General features: G+C 47.7%; 21 protein-coding genes. 17 read left to right on the top strand and 4 right to left on the bottom strand.

Going from position 1 to position 21,674, the window contains the following annotated elements; all coding sequences use genetic code 11:
* Positions 1-98: 98 nt before the first annotated feature.
* Entirely contained in the window at positions 99-701 is a 603-nt protein-coding gene (rpsD, locus tag EGV91_RS09865) for a 30S ribosomal protein S4 (RefSeq protein WP_135503232.1), read from the bottom strand.
* Positions 702-1,133: 432 nt separating this feature from the next.
* Between rpsD and megL the strand changes: the two genes are divergently transcribed.
* A complete protein-coding gene (megL, locus tag EGV91_RS09860) occupies positions 1,134-2,342 on the top strand; it encodes a methionine gamma-lyase (protein WP_135503229.1) in 1,209 nt (402 codons plus the stop codon).
* A gap of 57 nt (positions 2,343-2,399) precedes the next feature.
* Here the strand turns inward: megL and EGV91_RS09855 are convergent, their stop codons facing one another.
* Together EGV91_RS09855 and hisJ are read right to left on the bottom strand one after the other, a co-directional pair.
* Complete coding sequence (locus EGV91_RS09855; protein ID WP_135503226.1) at positions 2,400-2,879, bottom strand: GAF domain-containing protein; 480 nt, start codon at positions 2,877-2,879, stop codon at positions 2,400-2,402.
* Between the two features lie 26 nt (positions 2,880-2,905).
* On the bottom strand, positions 2,906-3,700 hold the full coding sequence (gene hisJ, locus EGV91_RS09850; RefSeq protein ID WP_135503223.1) for a histidinol-phosphatase HisJ: 795 nt from the start codon (positions 3,698-3,700) through the stop codon (positions 2,906-2,908).
* Positions 3,701-3,854: 154 nt separating this feature from the next.
* Here hisJ and ezrA point away from each other — a divergent pair, with 154 nt between their 5' ends.
* From ezrA to EGV91_RS09785, 13 genes are all read left to right on the top strand, one after another.
* Positions 3,855-5,558 (top strand): septation ring formation regulator EzrA, encoded by a 1,704-nt coding sequence (ezrA, locus tag EGV91_RS09845; RefSeq protein WP_135503220.1) that lies wholly within the window; start codon positions 3,855-3,857, stop codon positions 5,556-5,558.
* A 56-nt stretch (positions 5,559-5,614) separates the two neighbouring features.
* Entirely contained in the window at positions 5,615-6,721 is a 1,107-nt protein-coding gene (locus EGV91_RS09840; RefSeq protein WP_135503219.1) for a cysteine desulfurase family protein, read from the top strand.
* A gap of 3 nt (positions 6,722-6,724) precedes the next feature.
* Positions 6,725-7,927, top strand: a complete 1,203-nt coding sequence (thiI, locus tag EGV91_RS09835; protein WP_135503216.1) for a tRNA uracil 4-sulfurtransferase ThiI — start codon at positions 6,725-6,727, stop codon at positions 7,925-7,927.
* Positions 7,928-8,080: 153 nt separating this feature from the next.
* Positions 8,081-9,652: an acyl-CoA synthetase MbcS gene (mbcS, locus tag EGV91_RS09830; RefSeq protein ID WP_135503213.1), complete on the top strand. Its 1,572-nt coding sequence runs from the start codon at positions 8,081-8,083 to the stop codon at positions 9,650-9,652.
* A gap of 499 nt (positions 9,653-10,151) precedes the next feature.
* Entirely contained in the window at positions 10,152-11,069 is a 918-nt protein-coding gene (gene rarD, locus EGV91_RS09825; RefSeq protein WP_135503253.1) for an EamA family transporter RarD, read from the top strand.
* Positions 11,070-11,153: 84 nt separating this feature from the next.
* Entirely contained in the window at positions 11,154-12,167 is a 1,014-nt protein-coding gene (gene sppA / locus EGV91_RS09820; protein ID WP_135503210.1) for a signal peptide peptidase SppA, read from the top strand.
* A 15-nt stretch (positions 12,168-12,182) separates the two neighbouring features.
* Positions 12,183-12,743 carry an RDD family protein gene (locus EGV91_RS09815; protein WP_135503208.1) on the top strand — a complete coding sequence of 187 codons (561 nt, stop codon included), beginning with the start codon at positions 12,183-12,185 and terminating at the stop codon, positions 12,741-12,743.
* 43 nt (positions 12,744-12,786) lie between these two features.
* Complete coding sequence (gene tpx / locus EGV91_RS09810; protein ID WP_135503205.1) at positions 12,787-13,293, top strand: thiol peroxidase; 507 nt, start codon at positions 12,787-12,789, stop codon at positions 13,291-13,293.
* Between the two features lie 54 nt (positions 13,294-13,347).
* Positions 13,348-14,271, top strand: a complete 924-nt coding sequence (locus EGV91_RS09805) for a class I SAM-dependent methyltransferase (RefSeq protein ID WP_135503203.1) — start codon at positions 13,348-13,350, stop codon at positions 14,269-14,271.
* Between the two features lie 73 nt (positions 14,272-14,344).
* Positions 14,345-14,530: a hypothetical protein gene (locus EGV91_RS09800; protein ID WP_135503200.1), complete on the top strand. Its 186-nt coding sequence runs from the start codon at positions 14,345-14,347 to the stop codon at positions 14,528-14,530.
* 141 nt (positions 14,531-14,671) lie between these two features.
* Complete coding sequence (locus EGV91_RS09795; RefSeq protein ID WP_135503197.1) at positions 14,672-15,268, top strand: histidine phosphatase family protein; 597 nt, start codon at positions 14,672-14,674, stop codon at positions 15,266-15,268.
* A 60-nt stretch (positions 15,269-15,328) separates the two neighbouring features.
* Positions 15,329-16,174, top strand: coding sequence for a pentapeptide repeat-containing protein (locus tag EGV91_RS09790; RefSeq protein ID WP_135503194.1), 846 nt, complete (start codon positions 15,329-15,331; stop codon positions 16,172-16,174).
* Positions 16,175-16,191: 17 nt separating this feature from the next.
* Entirely contained in the window at positions 16,192-16,977 is a 786-nt protein-coding gene (locus EGV91_RS09785; RefSeq protein WP_135503190.1) for a nucleotidyltransferase domain-containing protein, read from the top strand.
* Between the two features lie 121 nt (positions 16,978-17,098).
* Here the strand turns inward: EGV91_RS09785 and EGV91_RS09780 are convergent, their stop codons facing one another.
* Positions 17,099-18,769, bottom strand: a complete 1,671-nt coding sequence (locus EGV91_RS09780; protein WP_135503187.1) for an ABC transporter substrate-binding protein — start codon at positions 18,767-18,769, stop codon at positions 17,099-17,101.
* Between the two features lie 104 nt (positions 18,770-18,873).
* On the opposite strand from EGV91_RS09780, the gene EGV91_RS09775 reads away from it, so the two are divergent.
* From EGV91_RS09775 to EGV91_RS09765, 3 genes are all read left to right on the top strand, one after another.
* Positions 18,874-20,121, top strand: a complete 1,248-nt coding sequence (locus EGV91_RS09775) for an MDR family MFS transporter (protein WP_135503184.1) — start codon at positions 18,874-18,876, stop codon at positions 20,119-20,121.
* Between the two features lie 147 nt (positions 20,122-20,268).
* The gene (locus EGV91_RS09770) at positions 20,269-20,817 is read left to right on the top strand and encodes a GNAT family N-acetyltransferase (RefSeq protein WP_241666165.1); all 549 of its coding nucleotides are present in this window, start codon (positions 20,269-20,271) and stop codon (positions 20,815-20,817) included.
* On the top strand, positions 20,814-21,371 hold the full coding sequence (locus EGV91_RS09765; RefSeq protein WP_135503181.1) for a DEAD/DEAH box helicase family protein: 558 nt from the start codon (positions 20,814-20,816) through the stop codon (positions 21,369-21,371). The genes EGV91_RS09770 and EGV91_RS09765 overlap by 4 nt, the downstream gene beginning before the upstream one ends.
* Positions 21,372-21,674 lie beyond the last annotated feature (303 nt).

Below are 21,674 nucleotides of genomic sequence, written 5' to 3'. Positions count from 1 at the left end.
TTTGCACCCAAACCTCAGCTGTTCCAGCGGAGGTTTTTTTTTTGCATAGAAAAACCCCTTGAAACGCTTTGCCGTTTCAAGGGGTTTAAAAGCAGTTATTAACGTGAGTAGTACTCAACGATCAATTGCTCGCTGATTTCAGCTGACAATTCGCTGCGTTCTGGGTAGCGTACAAACGTGCCTGTTTTGCTGTCGGCATCGAAAGTTACGTATTCAGGAACGAAGTTGCTTACTTCAATCGCTTCGTTTACTACATCAAGGTTGTTTGATTTTTCACGGAAAGCGATCGTTTGTCCTGGTTTCACGCTGAATGACGGAATGTCAACGCGTTTGCCATCAACAAGGATGTGGCCGTGGTTTACAATTTGACGAGCTTGGCGGCGAGTGCGCGCAAGACCTAAACGGTAGACAACGTTATCAAGGCGAGCTTCAAGCAAGATCATGAAGTTTTCACCGTGTTTACCAGGCATTTTGCCGGCTTTGTTGAATAGTGTTTTGAATTGGCGTTCGTTTACACCAAACATGAAACGAAGTTTTTGTTTTTCTTGAAGTTGCAAACCGTACTCAGAAACTTTTCTGCGTTGGTTAGCACCGTGTTGACCTGGTGCGTAAGGGCGTTTTTCTAATTCTTTACCTGTTCCGCTAAGAGATACTCCTAGACGGCGTGACAGTTTCCATGCTGGACCTGTATAACGAGACATATATGTCTCCTCCTCTGTTTTTGGTTTTTGAAGTAAAATAAAAACCAGATGCATTCATGCTGTAAGCCATTTTATATTCATGTACCTTCGCTCGGCAGCCAAGAGTTACGCGATACACCTTTTAATTGTCTAGACTCCAGCGCCAAGATCTAACAGGCGCTTTCGCTTTTCTCATAAGGAATAAAATGGACAGACGCGCACATACAACTGCTGCGATTATTTTACACAAATTCTAGTATAACCGGACTACGCTCTATAAGTCAATGGCTAAGGAGGGCTTTCTTCAAGAGGGCTGCAATTAAGGTATTTGCCAGGCTGTCCAGACCAGTTCTACAAGGAAAAAGGTGAGCTTTTCTTTTTTTGCAATTTACGGTAAAATGAAAATAAGACAGAATGTAAGCGCTTTCTATTTAAACTAAGGGGTGTATGAACATGAAACAATCTTCTGGGAATATGGAAACCGCTATTATCCATAGCGGTTATGAGAGCCAGCTCCACCACGATAGTTTGGCAACGCCTCTTTATCAGACATCGACGTTTTCTTTTGCGACAGCGGAAGAAGGCGAACAACGCTTTGCCGGAACGTGCGGCGGCAATATTTATTCGCGTTTAGGCAACCCGACAGTGCGGGTGCTTGAAGAACGCATGGCCGCCATTGAGTTCGGAGGAGGAGCGCTGGCATTCGGTTCAGGGATGGCCGCTGTCAGTGCGATTCTGATTCACCTGACGAAAGCCGGGGATCATGTTCTTTGTTCGAGAGGCATCTATGGCTGCACGTTCGGGCTTTTGGAGATGCTGGAGGAAAAATACGCCATCGGCCATAATCTGGTCAGTATGACGACAGAAGAAGAAATCGAAAAAGCATTGCGCCCGGAAACCGTCTGCATCTATGTAGAGACGCCGATCAACCCGACGATGGAAATCGTCAATCTTGATGCGGTTATTGCTGTAGCCAAAAAGCACGGATTGCGGGTCGTTGTGGACAATACGTTCAGTTCGCCATATCTTCAAAATCCGTTGAAGATGGGGGCGGATTTTGTGCTGCACAGCGCGACTAAATACTTGAACGGCCATGGGGATGTGGTCGGTGGTGTTTTAGTCGGCCAAGATGCAGAAGAAATGCAAACAATCCGTTTTACAGTCCAAAAGGATATCGGCGCCATCATGTCGCCTTTCGATGCATGGCTCCTTCTCCGCGGCATGAAAACTTTGCATGTGCGCATGGACCGGCATATCTCGAATGCCAAGAAAGTGCTTGAGTTCTTGAAGCAGGAACCCCTGGTAACGAAAATACTTTATCCGCATGATGAGAATCACCCACAATTCGATATTGCGAAACGCCAGATGCGCGATGGAGGCGGCTTAATATCCTTTGAGATTGAAGGCGGCAAAAAAGAAGCGCAGACGTTCATGAATGCGCTGTCGATGATCAAAATCGCAGTAAGCCTTGGAGATCCGGAAACGTTGATCCAGCACCCGGCTTCCATGACGCATCAAATTGTACCCGAAGCAAATCGCCAAGCGATGGGCATTTCCGAATCCTTGATGAGGTTGTCCATCGGATTGGAACATACCGACGACTTGATAATGGATCTGGCTGCAGCTTTCGAAGCGGTCAAGCCGCATTTGCAGGAAGCTTAGAAAGCAAAAGAGCCCCCAAATCAATTTCTGATTCGGGGGCCCTTTCACTTGTTAGGATTAAAGATGCTTAATCAGTGTTTCAGCAAACTTCTCGAGTCCTGCCTGGTCGTCTTGTGTAAAGCGGCTGAGTTCTGGGCTGTCGATATCAAGGACGCCGATCACTTCACCGTTTTTGATTAATGGTACAACGATTTCTGAACGTGAAGCTGCGTCGCAGGCAATGTGTCCAGGGAAAGCATGGACATCTTCGACAAGCATTGTTTTCTTTTCAGAAACAGCAGTGCCGCATACGCCTCGGCCGACCTTGATGCGCACACATGCCGGCAAGCCTTGGAATGGCCCAAGCACAAGTTCGCCTTCTTCCATTAAATAAAACCCGACCCAATTGATGCGGTCTAAAAATTGGTTTAGTAATGCAGATGCATTGCTTAAGTTGGCGATGGCGTTCGATTCGCCTTCAAGCAGGGCATCCAATTGTTTTCCGAGCATCGCGTATTGGCTTGCACGCGTGCCGCTATAATCTGTTTGAGTGAACATGAAAGACCCTCATTTCGTTTGTGGATTTATCCATTATAGATTCTGTCATAGCCTTGATGCAAGCCTTTGGCGCTGTGTGCATCGGAACCGAACACCAGTGGAATGCCGAGTGATTCGGCATAGCGGATCCATTTTTTCGAAGGATAGGGCTCCAAGCAATCCGGTTTGAAATAGCCGGCACTGTTGACATCAAGCTCTCCACCAGCGTCAGCGATTTTGTCGATGATCGCTTTGATGCGCAATTCGTCATCAATGTTTGCGCCATGGGCCAATTGGAATTTGTGTGCCAGCGTCGGATGGCCGATGCGCTTCGGTTTGAATTTCCCGAGGTCAGCCGCAATCGATGCTTCAACGGTATCGTAATAAATGCCGTATGCTGCTTCGACAGAACCTGCCGCCGCCGCAAGCTCCATAAAAACTTCTGGAGAATAATCGAGGCAGAAATAACGCGGTCCTGCTTTGACAAAATGCACGGACAAAATTGAATCATCCAGACGTGGTCCGATTTCATTTAAAAAAATGCGTGTTTCCTCTTCAAAGCCTTGGATAAAATCGACTTCCAGCCCAACCCGGATCCGGATATCATTTTTGTATGCATCTTTTGCAGCTTCAACGGCGTCTAGATAACGGTGCAGCACGTCAAAGCTCATCCCGCTGTCTTTCATCGGAGTCGTATCGGTGAAAGAGGGGGGGAGTGGAGCGTGTTCAGTGAATGAGATATCCAGGAAACCTGAAGCTATCGCTTTTTCAATATAGGATTCCAATGCATCAGCAGTGCCATGCGGACAAAAGGGGGTATGGATATGGCCGTCTCTTTTCATAGGGAACACCAACTTTCTTTAGAGAATAAAAATATTTTATCATTTCTTCTAAATTCGCAAACAAAACAATAGAATACATGTTAAAATAATAGAATCATGAAATGCATTTATATAGAAGAGGAAATGGATTTTGGAACAGGGGGCTATTTGGCTTATGATGAAGTATATCATCATTGCGGTCATCATTCTAATAGCGGTAATTATCGTCGGATTCATGTTTCGAAAGAAGCACAACGCGGAAATTGAACGCTTGGAACAGTTAAAACTGCAAATACAAAACAAACCGATACTCGAAGAACTGACGAAAGTGAAACAATTGAACATGAACGGCCAGACGGAAGAAATGTTCGAACGCTGGCGCGCTGTCTGGACGGAAATCATGGACTTACATATTCCGAAAATCGACGCATCGCTGTTCGACGCAGAAGATGCGATTGACCGCTTCAATTTCGGAAAAGCTTCGAAGATTGAACAGGAAATCGAAGTCCGCATTGAAAAAGTGGATCAGCAGATGAACGCGATCCTTTCGGAATTGAGCGACTTGATCGGCAGTGAAGAAAAGAACCGCAGCGAAATGGACTTGATGAAAGACCACTACCGCCAAGCGCGTAAAACCTTATTGGCGCACCAGCATTCATATGGAGCAGCAGCCGGACCTTTAGAGAAGAAGCTTGAATCGTTCACGCCATTGTTCAGTGAATACGACAAGCTGACGGAAGAAGGGAATTACTTGGAAGCCCGCGAAACGGTTATGGGCTTATCAGATGAAGGGGATTACGTATTTTCGCTTATCGACAACATCCCGCCATTGCTGGCAGATGTCCAGTCGAAAATACCGGCTTCGATCCAGGAATTGCGCAGCGGCCAGCGTGAAATGGAGTCTCAATCGTATTATTTGAACCACCTCGAATTGACGGGGCAATTGGATGCGATGGAGCAGGAATTGGCCCATATGAAAGAAGAAATTGCCGAGTTGAAAATCGCCGAAACGACTGTCAAAGCGGAAGCGATGAAAGACCGCATCGATTCATTCTACGAGCTTCTTGAAAAAGAAGTAGAAGCGAAGCATTTCGTTGACCAATACAAAGTACAAACCGGCAGACAATTGGATACAGTGTCAAGTGAGACACGCGATACGTATGATGAATGTGCAGTCGTGCAGCAGAGCTATAAGATTTCCGAGAGCGATGCAGCGATTCCGCGTGCATGCCTGGATAAATTGGAAGAACTTCAACGCCGATTCGACTTGCTCGAGTCCCGCACGCAAGAAGAGCAGGCAGCCTACTCAAGCCTGGAAGAAGAATTGGTCAACATCCGCAAAGAGCTTGCTGAGGTCGATGTAGCTCAAAGCGGCTTGGCTGGATCATTGAAAAACCTGCGGATCGACGAAAACGAAGCCCGCAAAAAACTGGAACACCTCAAGCGCCAATTACAGGAAACGGACCGCATGCTGCATAAAGCGAACACTCCTGGGATTCCGGAAGAGATGGACGTTCGCCTAGAAGAAGCGGAAGAGCATTTATTCGTCGCAATGCAAGGCTTGCAGGAAGTGCCGCTTAATATGAAACTGGTCGACAGCTACTTGACGAAAGCCGAGAAATGCATCGATGAAGTCGAAGAAAAAGCGAAAGAAATGATTGAAAATGTGCTGCTGGTTGAGCGCATTATCCAATACGGCAACCGTTACAGAAAAACGAATCCGCAGATGAACGCCAAGCTGATGGAAGCGGAAGAGTCTTTCCGCCAGCTCCGGTATTCAAAAGCGTTGGAAGAAGCGGCTACAGCAGTTGAAAATTTTGAACCAGGCTCGATGAAACGAATCGAAGTACTGGTGAAAGAAGATGCTTGGCGCGTATAAAATGAGAAAACCACCAGCCGACGCGCTGGTGGTTTTCTTTTGGGAGGAGTATAAAAATGATATACCTGGACAATAGCGCAACAACTAAACCGAAAACCGAAATCCTCGAGGCATTCGTGAAAGTGAATGAATGCTATTACGCGAATCCGGCTTCGATCCATTTGATGGGCAACCAAGCGGAAGATTTGCTGGAAGGCGCAAGGGCTCAGATTGCGGAGCTATTGGGGATGGAAAAGATCATCTTCACGTCTGGCGGTACGGAAGCCAATAACTTGGCGCTGCAGGGCGTTGCTGAAGCTTCGAAAACGCGCGGGATGCACATGATCACCGCAGCTACGGAGCATTCCTCTGTTTTGAAAACGATGGAGGAACTGGAGAAGCGCGGGTTCGAAATTACCCGCCTGCCGGTCGGAAAAATGGGCGAGATCGATTTATCCGAATTGCAAAAAGCGCTGCGGCACGATACGGTGTTGGTGAGCTTGATGCATGTCAATAACGAAATCGGTGCGGTACATCCCATCGCGGAAGTGAAAAAGCTATTAGCGGGTACCCGGACCTTATTGCATTGCGACGCCGTCCAGAGCGTCGGGAAAGTGGCGCTCGACCGTCAAAACATGCCAGACTTGTTGACGGTATCGGGGCATAAGATCCATGGCCTGAAAGGCAGTGGGGTTTTAGCCTATAATAAAGGAGTGGAATTGTTGCCTGTCCAGCACGGCGGGGGCCATGAATCAGGTTTGCGGAGCGGCACCGTTTCTGTCGCAGATGCCGTGGCTCTTGCCAAGGCGCTGCGGCTTGCAGAGCCACGGCCGGAGTTCACCATATGGAATCAACAATTGCGCGATTTCCTCTCCAGCTTTAATGGCGTGAGAGTCGTCAGCCCCAAAGGCGCCGCGCCGCATGTCCTTGCGATTGCTGTCAAGGGCATCAAAGGCGAAGTACTGGTCTCCGGATTGCAGCAGCAATCCGTCATCGTTTCGACATCGAGCGCATGCTCTTCAAAAAGCACAGCTGCAAGCCACGTCATCGATGCAATCGGATTGCCGAGAGAATTCAAAGACGGCGTCATCCGCATCAGCTTTGGTGCATTCACGACAGCTGAAGACCTATCATCATTCCAAAAAGCGTTTGCACATGTCTACGCGATCATCAAAGGAGCTTAATCCATGAAAACAAATCAAATCCTCGTACGTTACGGCGAGTTGTCCACCAAAGGTAAAAACAGAAGTTCATTTATCGGACGCCTGCGTGACAACGTCAGACAGACATTTTCGGATCTACCAGGCGTACGCGTCAAAGCGGAGCGCGACCGGATGTTCATTTATTCGGACAGCGAAGCGGAAATTGCACAAGTCCAGTCCCGCCTTCAGAAAGTATTCGGAATCCAATCGTTCAGCCCAGTGACCGAATGCGAACTGGATCTCGAGTCCATGAAACGTGCGGCCATGACCGTGATGGAAAAAACGGACCATGCGGGAAAAAGTTTTAAAGTGTCGGTAAAACGTCCATATAAAGCATTTCCACATGAAAAACCTGAAATTGTGCAGACCATCGGTTCCCAGGTACTGCGGAATTTCCCGGACCTGACGGTGCAGATGAAAAATCCCGACATTGAGTTGAAGATTGAAGTGCGCGAAGAAGGTGCATTCATGATGGCGGAAACATTTGCCGGAGCAGGCGGATTGCCAGTTGGTGCTTCCGGAAAAGCCTTGCTGCTGCTGTCCGGCGGCATCGACAGCCCGGTGGCAGGCTACTATATGCTGAAGCGCGGCGTGCGTTTGGAACTGATCCATTTTTTCAGCCCGCCATTTACAAATGAGCGCGCCAAACAGAAAGTGTTTGACTTGGCAGAGAAGCTGAGCCAGTTCGGTTCTTCTGTCAGATTGCACGTCATTCCGTTTACGGCGCTCCAGCAGGAAGTCCATAAGCAAGTGCCGGACAACATCACAATGACTTCAACACGCCGCATGATGATGCGCATTGCCGATCTCGTGCGTGAAGACACGGGTTGCCAAGCGATTGTTACGGGCGAAAGCTTAGGCCAAGTTGCAAGCCAGACGCTTGAGTCGCTTGCAGCCATCAATGCCGTGACGCATACGCCTGTGCTGCGTCCGCTCATTGCGGCAGACAAGCTTGATATCATCGAAACGGCGCAGAAAATCGATACCTACGAGATTTCCATCCGCCCGTTTGAAGATTGCTGTACAATTTTCACCCCGGCCAATCCGAAAACAAAGCCGAAGCTCGAAAAAGTCGAGTATTACGAAAAATTCGTGTCGTTTGACGGCCTTATCCAAGAAGCGGTGGAAAACCGGGAAATCATTAAATTCCCGCGTCCCAAAAAAGCCGTTTACGATGATTTATTGTAAAGTTGAGTGTTGAAAATTAAATGAAAATTACAAAGCGAAAAGCAGATTGCCTAATTAGGCAGTCTGCTTTTTTTATAGAGTATTTTGAATACTGGGAATTTTAAGGTATACTTTAATGGAAGCAGTTACTATAAGCCAAGGGGGAATCATAAGATGGATCGCAATGAACTCGTAGCACCTGACTCTTATAATTTAACAGAGGAAATCGAAAAGTTCGCGACAGGCGATGGCAAGATGGCTATTTTTTGGGAGAACGACAAAGGGGAAACACAGGAACTTACATATGACGAACTGATTGCGCGCGCCAATAAAGCAGCAAACAGTTTTGAAAAAGCAGGACTGAAAAAAGGGGATATCGTGCTGGTCATGGTACCACGCTTGATCGAAGCATACGTCGCCTATATCGGAGCATTAAAAGCCGGTTTGGCTGTGATTCCGAGTTCGGAGATGCTGCGCGCCAAAGACATTTCCTACCGATTAAACCACAGCGACGCCAAAGCGGTGATTGCATATGAACCATTCATGGATCAGTTTGCAGATGTAGCGGAAATGGACCGAGTCACGAAATTCGTTATCGGCAAGTCGGACAATACATGGATTTCGTTGACGGAGGAAATGGAAAGCGCTTCCAGTGAGTATAATGCTGCTGACACGCGCAAAGATGATATGGCGTTCCTATCGTACACTTCGGGAACGACCGGAAATCCCAAAGGCGCAGTCCACAGCCACGGCTGGGCATATGCCCACTTGCGGACATCAGCTGAGCACTGGCTCGGCGCTAGAGAAGGCGATCTCGTCTGGGCAACAGCAAGCCCAGGTTGGCAAAAATGGATTTGGAGCCCGTTCCTTGCCACGCTTGGAAGCGGAGCAACCGGGTATGTCTACAACGGCAAATTCGATCCCGAAGTCTACTTGCAGATTTTAGAGCGCAGCAAAATCAATGTTCTTTGCTGCACGCCAACCGAATACCGTTTGATGGCCAAACAGAAAAACTTGGCGTCATTCGATCTATCATCGCTACATAGCGCTGTTTCCGCCGGCGAACCGCTAAATGCAGAAGTCATCAACGTCTTCAAGAATCATTTCAACCTGGAAGTGCGCGATGGCTACGGGCAAACTGAAAACACCTTGCTTGTGGGCGTCATGAAAGGCATGGAAACTAGAATCGGTTCAATGGGCAAACCGACACCTGGCAACCGCGTTGAAATCATCAATGAATTCGGCGAACCTGCAGGGGCAGGAGAAGTGGGCGATATCGCTGTACATGTCGACACGCCAGCCCTGTTCAAAGGCTATTTCAAAGACGATGAGCGCACGAAAATGCAATTCCGCGGCGATTATTACGTCACGGGCGACAAAGCATCCAAAGACGACGACGGCTATTTCTGGTTCGAAGGGCGCGGCGATGACATCATCATCTCCTCCGGCTATACAATCGGACCGTTCGAAGTGGAAGACGCGCTCGTCAAACATCCGGCAGTACAGGAATGTGCAGTCGTCGGTGCGCCGGACGAAATCCGCGGCACCATCGTAAAAGCATTCGTCGTGCTCGTTGGAGACAGCGAACCTTCCGACGAACTGATCAAGGATCTGCAGAACCACGTAAAAGAGCTGACGGCACCGTACAAATACCCGCGTGCCATCGAGTTCATGTCCGAACTGCCAAAAACAGCATCCGGCAAAATCCGCCGCGTTGAACTACGGCAGAAAGAAATGAATAAATAAGAAGTGGAAGGGCTGTCGAGAAAGTTTCGATAGTCCTTTTCATTTCGCTTCAACGCACTTTCATGTCCCGAAACTAACGCAGCGATGCATGGACAAGCGGACGCGTTCTGTTGAGCATGGATTCAACCGCTTCACTCAATGGTATTTCTCAATAGCGGATCATGTTTTTTATCATGAAATATGGAAGCTATACTTGCTGTACTTTCTTTAGATTCTCCAGATATGGAGCAAAACAGCGGAGACGCCTGCGGGATAGCGAGACAGCCGAGACCCCGCAAGGCGCGAAGCGACTGAGGAGGCTTGGCGCTCGCCCGCGGCAAGCGTAGCTTTTTTGCGGAATATCGTCAATTGAACAGAATCTAAGCGATCTCTCGTAACATATTAAACAGCCGATCCCGTCGGCTGTTTTTTCTTTTGTTTACTTTGCCCATGGGCAGGCATATAATTAGGCTGATATTTCGAGAAGCAAAATAATAGAAAGACTGGTGAATTTTCAATGATGGCAGATGAGAAAAAAGGAATCCTTTATACAATGCTGACGTACACGATTTGGGGCTTTCTGCCGATTTATTGGAAGCTGCTGGACCATGTGTCGAGTGATGAAATTCTGGCTTCACGCATCGTTTGGTCGCTGATTCTGACTGTGGCGTTCATCGTCCTGCTGCAGGGCCGGAAAATGCTGCTTGGCGATTTAAAAGAGTTATGGAAATCAAAGAAGAAGTTCTTTACCTTGATGCTCGCATCTTACCTGATCACGTTAAACTGGTTCCTGTATATTTTCGCAGTGACCAATGACCGGATCGTGGAAACAAGCTTGGGCTATTACATCAATCCGCTGGTGTCGATGCTGCTTGGTGTGATTTTCCTGAAAGAGAAATTGTCGCCGGCAATAAAATTCGCTTTTGTGCTGGCTGCTGCCGGGGTGGCCATTTTAACGGTTTCCTATGGCACCTTGCCATGGCTGGCGTTCGGGATGGCATTCAGTTTCGCGTTTTATGGACTGATCAAAAAAACGATCAAGTTGAATGCATTGCGCGGACTTGCACTTGAAACGCTATTCGTTATGCCGGCAGCGTTGGCGTATTACGTTTACCTCTTTGCTGCAGGGAAAGCATCTTTTCTCCATAGCGGTTCATCAACGGACATTTTGCTGGTGATCAGCGGTGCTGCTACTGCACTGCCGCTATTCCTCTTTGCAACAGGCGCTCCGCTGATTCCGCTTTACATGGTCGGCTTCCTGCAATACATCGCCCCGACGCTGATGTTGATTCTTGGAGTGTTGGTCTACGGCGAAGAATTCAACCGCATCAATGTCATTTCATTCTCATTCGTTTGGGTGGCACTGGCAATTTTCACGGCTTCAAAAGTGATCGAAGCGAGAAGTGTCCGAAAAGGGCGATTGAATTCACAGCATTGAGCCCAAGCTGACACTTTAAATGAAACATTTCATAGGGTTCAACCGTATAATAGAAGAGACATCCAAGGGAGGGAATGAGCAATTATGAATACAAAAAGATGGATAGCTATTGTCGCGGCCGTTGCGTTACTGGGAATTTCGATTGTCATCAATTCGGCATTCGCACTTTTCCAAAACAGTTTCGGTACCGGGGTCGACGAGCTGATGGGGGCAACCGAGACTGGATTTTCCGAGAACGTGATCGAGGCAGGCGATTTCAATAAACGCATCGCAGTCATGAACGTCGACGGCGTCATCCAGGATACGGGGGAAGCGGCGTCGCTGTTCGGGGCTGCCGGCTATAACCACCAAGCATTTATGGAGCAATTGGAACTAGTGGGTGAAGACGATTCGGTCAAAGCAGTCGTCTTGAAAGTGAATTCCCCTGGAGGCGGCGTAGTTGAGTCCGCAGAGATCTACGACAAGATCAAAGAAATCCAGAAAAACACCGAAAAACCGATTTACGTTTCTATGGGTGCAACAGCCGCATCTGGCGGCTATTACATTTCAGCGCCTGCAGACAAGATTTTTGTCAGCCCGGAAACCTTGACGGGTTCATTGGGTGTTATTATGCAAAGCGTCAATTATGGTGAATTAGCAGAGCGTTACGGCGTTGATTTCGTAACCATCAAATCGGGGCCTTATAAAGATATTATGAGCCCGACACGCGATATGACGCCTGAAGAAGAAGCAATTCTTCAGGAAATGCTCAATGATTCTTATGAGAGTTTTGTCGACGTAATTGCGGAAGGCCGTGACATGACAGAAGAGCAAGTGAAGCAAGTGGCAGATGGCCGAATCATGAACGGGCGTCAGGCTGTAGAAGCCGATTTAGCAGATGATTTCGGCTACGACGAAGATGTCATTGCCGCACTCCAGAAAGATTTTGACCTGGCAGGAGCGGAAGTCTTTGAATACGGTGCCAATCAAGGATTGGGATCACTCTTTTCAATGAAAGTGAATTCGCTGTTCGGAGCGGACATGGAATCGCAAATGATTGCGAAATTGCTGACAGAGCATAGTGCACCACGCATGATGTATCTATACGGTGAAAAATAAGGAGGGACGATGAATATGGCGGACCAAGTTAACGGGACAATTGCTGCAGCCGGACCGGCGCCGCGTCCCGAACGACAGTATGAAGAAGTTCTGTATTATGAACACATGCCAGCTGGTTTCTGGGTCCGATTTTGGGCATACCTGATCGATTTGATCGTGGTGGCTTCCGCATCCTCGATTCTGGTGAAACCCATATTTCTGCTCGTCGGTGCTGAAACGGCATCTTCTGCATGGTATGCGCCTTATGCCATACTGACCGCTGTCATTTTTTACGGCTATTTTGTGCTGATGACGAAGTTTTTCAATCAGACAATCGGCAAAATGATCATGGGGCTGCGGGTAATATCCTTGGCAGACGATAAACTGACATGGGGTACTCTGTTATTCCGGGAATGGATCGGCCGTTTTATTTCAGCGACCATCCTGCCGCTTTATTGGATAGTCGGTTTTACGAGGCTTAAGCAAGGCGTGCATGACTTTATCGCGGATACGACGGTGATCCACGAAAGCTCGTACCGCAAACAAAAAACGATTCAAAAAGCTTCAGCTGAACGGTCTGAGTTGCAAGACGCCTAAGCGTTCTAGTAAGATAGAGTTACACTGAAAGGGAGGCGTTTTGATGGTACAAATTACGTTTAAGAACAATCCGGTCACTTTACCGGGAAATGAAGTCAAAGTCGGAGATCAAGCTCCAAACTTTACGGTTCTTGGAAATGACCTGAGCCCTGTTGAATTGAAGGACACTGCTGGGAAAGTAAGATTAATCAGCGTTGTGCCGTCGCTTGATACAGGAGTCTGCTCAGACCAGACAAAACGGTTTAGCGAAGAAGCTGCTTCACTTGGCGAAAACGTGGAAGTATTGACGATTTCGGCTGATTTGCCGTTCGCCCAAAAACGCTGGACTGAAATCAATGGCGTCGATTCGATCACAACATTGTCAGACCATCGCGACTTGGATTTCGGACAAGCATACGGCACTTCGATGAAAGAACTTCGCTTGCTGGCGCGTTCAATTTTCGTTATCGATGAAAACGATAAAGTGGCTTATGTGGAATATGTCGCGGAAGGCACAGACCATCCGGATTACGACAAAGCGCTTGAAGCAGTCAAAACCCTTACAAACTAAAACAGAAACCCACTCTTAATCGAGTGGGTTTCCTTATTGAGGACGGAGAACCAAATGAATTCATCTATGGAACAAGTGTTTAATTTTATCGATCAGCACGCGACAGCATATCAAAAAGAAAAAGACCTTCCTTATCTAGAAAGCTTGCTGGAAACAACAGAGAGCTGGCTCGACGGCCATATTCAGCCGGCAGCAGAAGTAGGCAAGGAAGATATCCGCAAAGCGATCCAATTGGCTGTGTTGAAAGGCATGAAAGAGCATGTGCAACCGCATCACCAAATGACGCCGGACGCGCTTGGCCTACTGGTCGGCTATTTGGTCGAATTGTTTGTGAAGCAAGAAAAGTTCACACTGATGGACCCGGCGCTCGGCACCGGGAATTTGATGCTGACAATCATGAATTACCTCGATGGCCGCATCACAGGGACAGGCGTTGAAATTGATGACTTGCTGATCCGTTTGGCTGCTTCTGCAGCGGACCTTGTGGAGCAGCCGGTAACTTTCTACCGCCAGGATGCACTTCAGCCGTTGTTGATCGACCCGGTCGATGCGGTCGTATCGGATTTGCCGGTGGGCTATTACCCGGATGAAGAGATAGCCGCCACTTTTGAATTGAAAGCTGAAGAAGGCATGTCTTATGCGCATCATTTGTTTATCGAACAAGCGATGAAGCATACCGTGGATGGCGGTTATTTGTTTTTTGTCGTGCCAAAAGCGCTTTTTGAATCACCGCAGGCAGGCGAACTTCACGCATTCCTGAAAAAGACTGCTTATATCCAGTCGGTAATGGAATTGCCGGACACGCTGTTCAAAAATTCAGCCCACGCCAAAGGCATCCTCGTTCTGCAGAAGAAAAAAGAAGGCGTCAAGGCACCGAAAGAAGTGCTGCTCGCCCGCGTACCGAATATGTCCAATCCGACCACAATGTCTAAATTCTTTTCCCAAGTCAGCACATGGTTTAAAGAAAACAAACAATAAAATGGCCGAATTGTGTTATAATGGAAGTCATAAAACACCCGCAAGCACAAGGTAAAAGAAAAGAGGGATGATCATGACTGAAACAAACGAAACTCCGAAAAAAGTGAGTCTGCAAGAAGCGGTAAAACGCCAGCTGGAAGCGAAGAAGAACCAAGCGGCAAACTCAAAAGGCAGCAATGGTGCTTCTAAAGAAGCGAAGAAACTGAAAAGCCAACAGACAAAGAAAGTCAGCAACACGCGCCGTAAAATGGGCGTATAATGAGCAAGCCCGGCCCCTGTGCCGGGTTTTTTTAGTGCTCAACCGAACAATGAATCGTGATTTTGAACAACCTGTGGCATCTATTGGAAAGAAATTGTAAACTGAAAGGGAAGAATTTTTATATATTAGGAGGAAGCGGTTATGACGGTAATCGGCATTGTACGGCATGGCATCACGGAATGGAATTTATCGGGCATCGCCCAGGGCAGCTCCGATGTTCCGTTAAATGAAACCGGAAAGAGCCAAGCGGCTGCTCTTGCAGACCGGCTGTCGGCAGAAGAACGCTGGGATATGATCATTTCCAGTGATTTGGCGCGGGCAAAAGAAACAGCGGAGATCATTTCCGAAAATTTGGCGCTGCCGATCAGTTTTTTTGATACCCGCTTGCGCGAAATGTCCGGCGGTGAAATCGAAGGGACGACAGAACAGCAGCGCCTGGAAAAATGGGGAGCTGAATGGCGCAAACTGGATTTAGGGATGGAAAGCTCTGACAGTGTCGGTAAGCGCGGCAGCGAAGCAATCGACAGCATCTTGAAAGAGTTTGCAGGCAAACGGGTGCTGGTCGTCAGCCACGGTGCTTTGATCGGCATCACGCTCCGCAGAATGCTGCCTGAGCGATTCGAGAAAACAGATTTACAAAACACTTCGATTACGATACTGGAACATAACGGAAGCGAATGGGACTGCACCTTGTATAATTGTGTAAAACATTTAGAAACTGCAGGAGTCAGAGACTAGCCTCTCCAAACTTATTATCCAGGCGCATGCCTGTATTCGATTTGTTAAGGAGCTGATTGCATGGTGGATAAGCAGCCATTCTACCGGGAAAGCCTGCGTGCAGATTGTTCCAGCTGTGCAGGGTTATGCTGTACAGCGCTGGCTTTTTCGGCTTCAATCGATTTTGCTTACGACAAAGCAGCAGGCAAGCCATGCAAGAACCTGCAGGGTGATTTCCGGTGCGGCATCCACGGTGAGCTCTTGAGATCCGGCTTCAAAGGCTGTGTGGCATTTGAGTGCTACGGCGCAGGGCAGCAAGTGACACAACAGACATTCGGAGGAAAAGACTGGATAAGCCATCCGGAAATTGCGCAAATGATGTTCAGCACTTTGCCGGTGATGATCGAGCTGCATGAAATGCTGTGGTATTTAATGGAGGCCAGGGAAATGCCATGTCCGGAACCATTGGGCCAGGAGCTGCAGCGGCAATTCACTGAAATAAAGCGGCTGTCCGGATTGGCGGCGGATGATCTAATAGCAGTTGATACCACTGCGCTCCGAAACACGATCCGCCCCTTATTGGCGCAAGCAGGAATGCAAATGCAAAAAGCGTCGAAAAAAAGCAAAGCCTCTAAGGATTTTCGCGGCAAAGAACTGATGGGCGCGGAGTTGAAAGGCGCAAATTTAGTGAACGCTGATTTCACAGGCGCTTACTTGATTGCGGCCAATTGCCGGATGGCCAATTTCAGCAAAGCCAATTTTCTTGGCGCCGATTTGCGAGATGCCGATATAAGCGGCGCTGATTTGACCGACAGTCTTTTCTTAACTCAACAACAAGTCAATGCTGCTATTGGAGACAGCCGGACAAAGCTGCCGGAACATATCAACAGGCCATCCCATTGGGCAAAAGGCCAAAGAAATTTCTAAGAGAAAGCAGGAACGACATGCTGCCACAGGAAACCGCAGTTCAAAAAATTACAGACAGCCTGCGCAAAGACCTGAGGGTCAAGGCGATATTCCTTAAAGGGTCGATGGGCAGGAATGAGTATGATGAGCATTCGGATATCGATCTATACTGTCTTGTAGAAAAAGAAGATGAAAAGGAATTCCTGGGAAATCGATTGGCACATTTGCAAGCTTACCGGCCTGTCATATTCCAGGATGATATTTTTATCGTTGCTCCGCAGCTGATAGCCGTATTCGATGATTTTCTGCATATCGACTTGTTCACTGTGACACCGGAAACATTTACAGGGAAAGACTTTTTCAAAGTTCTCCATGACCCAGAAGACCGGCTAACGGCGTTCATTGACACGCAAGGACTGGAACTTAAGGCAAGTGAGTATCGCGACCACGTAAATGACGTGGCCTGGTTTTTATTCCAATATAAAAAAGCGTCTTCCCGCGGCAATAGCATCTGGGCTGTCAAAATGCTGGCGAATGCTGCAGAGCATTTAGCCCGGGTGCTGCTTTACAGATACGCACCCGAAAGAGCGCAATTGGGGCTGAAAACGCTGCAGCATGCTTTGCCGACAGAGCTCTTTAAGCAAATGGAGGCGGTTTTTGAGGTAATGTCACCTTCACGCCATGCCGAATCGGCTGAAGCCATGAGCTTACTGATCAAGAATGAATTTCCGTGGATCAAAGAGCATCTGGCAGACGGAGCGCAGATAGAAACGCTGCTGCAAAGCATGCTGGACCTTTACGCAAGCGAAGAAAAAGGAATGTGAAATTCCATCAGCAATAAAAAGCATGAGAAAATTGTCTAATAAAAAAGAGGATTCCAACGCTGTTCAAAAGAACAGTGGAATCCGCTTTTTTATTTTCTTAATTTAATTTCAGGATACAAGATTACATAATATGATTATCATCTATTTTCGGTCGTACCCATAATTTTGAAAAGTCGACATAGCCGAAATGCGAGATGTTGACGTTCGTCAATTCTGCCGAAAAAGGAATTTGGCGTTTTCCGTAATACAAGGGTACCATAATGGAGTTTTCAACCAAAGTCCCTTCGAATTCACGATTCAATGAATGCCAGTTTTCAAAAGGAGTTGTCCGGTAGCGCATGGCCAATTGTTCCAGCTGCGGATTGTCCGGTATGATCGGCCGCAGAGGAGACAGGCCGTTGATCAAAAAATAAAAAAAGGAAAAATCCTGGTTCATTTCAAAAACTTCTCCGTGTATATACAGGTCAGCCTGCTGATCAGGGCCATTATCGTACATATATTTTTCGAACGGCATCACAACCAGTTCTACGGGTATGCCTTCTTGCTCCAATACGTCTTTCAGCCATATAGCGGTATCTTCAAGATAACCGGTAGTTTTGAGGAGGATTGGCCTTTCAAGTTGCGGCAGCGGCACCCTTGGCGGAACAAAGTTTTGGCCATAGCCAACCAAAAGCCCTTCGCCATTCGGCAAAATACGCGGGTCAACTTCAGTGATTGCCGGCCGCTGTTTCGCAATGGTGTAATGGATAAAGTCCCGCACTTCTTTGCGGCGGATCGGCGAATCACGAAAACTGCTCATAAAGACTATGCCGACGCCTGAGTCGCTTTCAACCAAAAATGTCTCCTCGGTTTCACTGGTTTCTGATGACCGGTATGTAATGTCGATATCTTTTGGAACTTGGACAAATTCAATTTCATCCAATAGCGGGCGTTCTCCATAATAATCTTCGAAAGCCCTCAACACCGTTTTCAGCTCATGGCTGTCATCCACATAGAAACTTCCACTGCCCAATAAAATGCCTTTGGATTCTTTGAAAATGCTGGAGTTCATCATGCCGAGCATGTGCAGGCAATAGCTGCAGCCGCCGGGAAAGTGCAAATCGACAACGAGCGGGGCGGGGACGGAAATGCTGATTACTGGCTCCCATAATTCCTTGAAATTCGGGTACGTGCGCATGCGGTTCAGGCATTCTGCAACGTCTTCCGCTGTCAGAATCGAACCGTCATGGAATTTTACGCCTTTCTTCAAATACAGCCGGAGATGGGTCCAAGAAAGATCCCAGCTATGCGCAAGTTCAGGCGAAACATTTCCTGTGTCATCAACCCTCACGAGGCGATTGAAAACCGTCGAGACGAAATGTGCGCTATGAACATCCGCCATTTCCAATGGATGCATCGTCGCCAGCTTGTACCGGCGGGGAATAATCAGTTTGGCAATTTCTCCGCTGTTTTGTGAAAAGCCAAATTTGCTGCGGAAACGCTCGAGCAGCAGCTGCTTAGCTCCGTCGGACCAGTCGAACAATAAATATTTGCTGCTGATTTCAACCGGTTCCTGCTCCATTATTTTCACAGCATGTTCCATAAAAACTTCTTCGGCATCCCTCAGCCAAAAAAGCGTCGAGACCTTGCCGCGGCCGCTTCCAGCAGTATAACGGAACCATCCTTCTTCCGCCCATTTTTTCAAATAGCGTGCGGTTTGCTTGCTGCTCAGTTCCAAAATGTCAGCTAAATCCTCTTTCCTGGTTTCTCCGGAAGGCACAAAACGCCATAACTTCAATAATAATTTATCCATACGGGGCCTCCTCAATTGCAATAAGTAGACATAAATTAATTAATTGTCCATTTTTAATTCAATGTGTCTAGTTTAATATAACTAAGCAAGGAGGGGATGACAAGATGCGCTGGAACGAATACCCGCAAAATATTAGAGTACGTTTATTGACATCATTTTTCAATAGGGCTGTTTTTTCAGCAGTCATGCCTTTTATGGCGTTGTTTTTCGCTGAAGAAATGGGCAAGGTGTGGGCAGGCACCTTCCTCATGCTGACAGTAGTTGTCGGCTTTTTCATCAATTTAATAGGCGGCTATATTTCAGACCGCTTTAAACGGAAAAAAGTGGTCGTCGTGACGTCCACTTTGAGTGCGTTGATGTTCCTGTCCATGGCATTGAGCTTGCTTCCCGAAAATCGGCTGATCTGGCTGTTTGCCTCTGCCTACACGGTATTCATCATTACGAGCAGCCTTGGCCGTCCGGCGATGCACGCCATCATTATCGATTCCACAACGCCGGAAAACCGCAAAGCTGTCTTTACGATCGAGTATTGGCTGACGAATTTATCCATGGCGATTGGAGCAGCGCTCGGCGGGCTGCTGTATGTCAATCACCAAATTGAATTGTTCGTGCTGCTGACCATCACTTCAAGCTGCTTGCCGATTGCTTACGGGATCTGGCTGACAGATGAAAAAGTGGAGCTGCTCGCAAAAACGCACGCCAATGTGCTCGTTGATGTCCTGCAGAATTACAAAGTAGCTGTCCAAGATGCACCGTTTACAAAAGTGGTGGCGGGTTCGATGTTCATCTTTGCAGCTGAATTCACATTAAACAGCTATATCGGCGTCCGCCTTGCTGAAACTTTCCAGACTATCACTGTTGGAGGCTTTGATATCGGCGGCGTGCGCATGCTCAGCATCTTGAATATCCAGAATATGCTGCTGGTCGTTTGTTTGACTTTTCTGGTCAATAAAATCGCAGACCGCTTCAAAGGACGCCATGTCCTGGTGTTCGGTTTGCTCTTGTACAGCATTGGCTATGTCGTTATGACTGCCGCTGATACGTGGTACGTCCTCATCGGCTTCACGTTAATCGCGACGCTGGGTGAACTTATTTACTCGCCAGTGCTCAATACAAGGCAAGCGGATATGATGCCGGATGACAAAAGAGGCTCTTATTCTGCGTTTTCCGGTGTATCATTCAGCGGAGCGGATATGCTTGCCCGTTCCACGATCATTATTGGTGCATTTTTGATGCCTGCGATGATGTCAGTCTACATTGGTGCCATTTTGATTGCCGGAACGCTTTTGGTATACAGCGGCTTGTTCATCCGGAAACCCGCTGGCAGGAAAATGGAATTGTCGAAAATCTAGCCTATGGCGGCCGTCCATTCCTTCACCGGAGCGGACGGCTTTTTCTTTTGCGCTGGAAAAGACTGGGGCAAAATTGGACCATAGCTGTAATGCATATGCTAAAATATATTAACTATAATCAAAATTCTGAACTTAGGAGGGCTGAAAATGGAGATGCTGGAAAACAGCCGGATTTATTTAAGGGAATTGCGCAGCGGGGATCTGGAAGCGGTCCATAGCTATGCGTCTTTGGAGAAAGTGACGCAGTTCCAGCCCTGGGGCCCAAATACAGTAGAAGATACGAGACGTTACATCAATGATGTGCTGAAAGACGCGCAAGAGTTGCCGCAAAGCCGCTTTGTGTGGGCAGTTGTGTTGAAGGAAACGGAAAAAGTGATCGGGGCGGGTGAACTTTGGTACGACAGTTTCGAGAACTCGTGCGGAGAAATCGGCTATATCCTCCATCCCGATTATTGGGGCATAGGGATCGGCAGTGAAGTGGCACAGCTGCTGTTGGAATTCGGGTTCAAGCACAGAGCGCTGCACCGCATTCAAGCTACATGTGCGCCAGACAATAAGGGTTCACAGAAATTATTGGAGAAAATCGGCATGCAGCGTGAAGGGCGGATCCGTGATGCCTTGAAGATGAAAGGCGGCTGGCGCGATTCACTTTTATACGGCGTGCTGGAAAGTGAATGGAGGGAGCTGCAGAAATGAAGTTCGTGATCATATTTGGTCCACAGGCATCCGGAAAGATGACCGTCGGCCAAGAACTTGGAAAAAAGACCGGCTTTCCTTTGCTCCATAACCACATGACGCTGGAATTGCTGCATCCTTTTTTCGGCTTCAGCGAAGAAACGTTCCGCCTTTCTGCTTTGTTCCGCGAAGAGATGTTCAAATCTCTGGCTGCTGGAGATACAACAGGTGCGATTTTTACAATGGTGTGGGAATTCGACCGGAAAGAAGACTGGGACTTTATCAATAATACAAAAGAAATCTTTGAGTCGACCGGTCATTCTGTGTATTTTGTGGAGCTTGAAGCAGACACGGCAACAAGGATTTTCCGCAATAAATCGGAATCGCGCCTAGCCAATAAACCCACAAAAAGGGATATTGCAGCATCTGAAAAGAATCTGTTAGAGTCGATGGCGAACCACCGTTTGAATTCCCGCGAAGGAGAAATAAGCCACCGGCCATACATACGCATCGACAATACGGACAAATCAGCCGAACAAGCAGCAACGATAATCTGCAATGAATTCAGCTTGTAGTACAGGAGTAGCGATAATCAAAGGCCGATCGCTGAAAGATATAAAAAGAGCAGGGGCTGATCAGCCCCTGCACAGGTAGTAGACAAATAAATATTTAAGTTATTTAAAGAATAAAAAGTCACTATATCTTAGGTATACCGGATTCTGCGCTCCATGCGGACGCTTTCCGCGGACGAAGCTAGCGCAGCGATGCAGGAGCACATATTTGCCCTTCGCCGCATTGCGCTCCGAATCCTTAAGAGAAGGCTTACGAAAAATGGATGAGTCGGTTACACTCTTTAATTAGAAATACATGCTAACAAC

This window comes from Planococcus koreensis (assembly GCF_004761975.1).
GTDB lineage: Bacteria > Bacillota > Bacilli > Bacillales_A > Planococcaceae > Planococcus > Planococcus koreensis.
The sequence above is the reverse complement of the archived record's forward strand: the minus strand, read 5'-3'. Positions and strand labels throughout refer to the sequence as shown.

Excerpts from the sequence above, each read along its gene's own strand:
- megL (WP_135503229.1), top strand. The coding sequence starts at position 1,134 with ATGAAACAATCTTCTGGGAATATGGAAACCGCTATTATCCATAGCGGT.
- mbcS (WP_135503213.1), top strand. The coding sequence starts at position 8,081 with ATGGATCGCAATGAACTCGTAGCACCTGACTCTTATAATTTAACAGAG.
- rarD (WP_135503253.1), top strand. The coding sequence starts at position 10,152 with ATGGCAGATGAGAAAAAAGGAATCCTTTATACAATGCTGACGTACACG.
- EGV91_RS09855 (WP_135503226.1), bottom strand. The coding sequence starts at position 2,879 with ATGTTCACTCAAACAGATTATAGCGGCACGCGTGCAAGCCAATACGCG.
- EGV91_RS09790 (WP_135503194.1), top strand. The coding sequence starts at position 15,329 with ATGGTGGATAAGCAGCCATTCTACCGGGAAAGCCTGCGTGCAGATTGT.
- sppA (WP_135503210.1), top strand. The coding sequence starts at position 11,154 with ATGAATACAAAAAGATGGATAGCTATTGTCGCGGCCGTTGCGTTACTG.
- EGV91_RS09800 (WP_135503200.1), top strand. The coding sequence starts at position 14,345 with ATGACTGAAACAAACGAAACTCCGAAAAAAGTGAGTCTGCAAGAAGCG.
- rpsD (WP_135503232.1), bottom strand. The coding sequence starts at position 701 with ATGTCTCGTTATACAGGTCCAGCATGGAAACTGTCACGCCGTCTAGGA.
- EGV91_RS09785 (WP_135503190.1), top strand. The coding sequence starts at position 16,192 with ATGCTGCCACAGGAAACCGCAGTTCAAAAAATTACAGACAGCCTGCGC.
- thiI (WP_135503216.1), top strand. The coding sequence starts at position 6,725 with ATGAAAACAAATCAAATCCTCGTACGTTACGGCGAGTTGTCCACCAAA.
- EGV91_RS09815 (WP_135503208.1), top strand. The coding sequence starts at position 12,183 with ATGGCGGACCAAGTTAACGGGACAATTGCTGCAGCCGGACCGGCGCCG.
- hisJ (WP_135503223.1), bottom strand. The coding sequence starts at position 3,700 with ATGAAAAGAGACGGCCATATCCATACCCCCTTTTGTCCGCATGGCACT.
- EGV91_RS09805 (WP_135503203.1), top strand. The coding sequence starts at position 13,348 with ATGAATTCATCTATGGAACAAGTGTTTAATTTTATCGATCAGCACGCG.
- tpx (WP_135503205.1), top strand. The coding sequence starts at position 12,787 with ATGGTACAAATTACGTTTAAGAACAATCCGGTCACTTTACCGGGAAAT.
- EGV91_RS09765 (WP_135503181.1), top strand. The coding sequence starts at position 20,814 with ATGAAGTTCGTGATCATATTTGGTCCACAGGCATCCGGAAAGATGACC.
- EGV91_RS09840 (WP_135503219.1), top strand. The coding sequence starts at position 5,615 with ATGATATACCTGGACAATAGCGCAACAACTAAACCGAAAACCGAAATC.
- EGV91_RS09780 (WP_135503187.1), bottom strand. The coding sequence starts at position 18,769 with ATGGATAAATTATTATTGAAGTTATGGCGTTTTGTGCCTTCCGGAGAA.
- EGV91_RS09770 (WP_241666165.1), top strand. The coding sequence starts at position 20,269 with ATGGAGATGCTGGAAAACAGCCGGATTTATTTAAGGGAATTGCGCAGC.
- ezrA (WP_135503220.1), top strand. The coding sequence starts at position 3,855 with ATGATGAAGTATATCATCATTGCGGTCATCATTCTAATAGCGGTAATT.
- EGV91_RS09795 (WP_135503197.1), top strand. The coding sequence starts at position 14,672 with ATGACGGTAATCGGCATTGTACGGCATGGCATCACGGAATGGAATTTA.
- EGV91_RS09775 (WP_135503184.1), top strand. The coding sequence starts at position 18,874 with ATGCGCTGGAACGAATACCCGCAAAATATTAGAGTACGTTTATTGACA.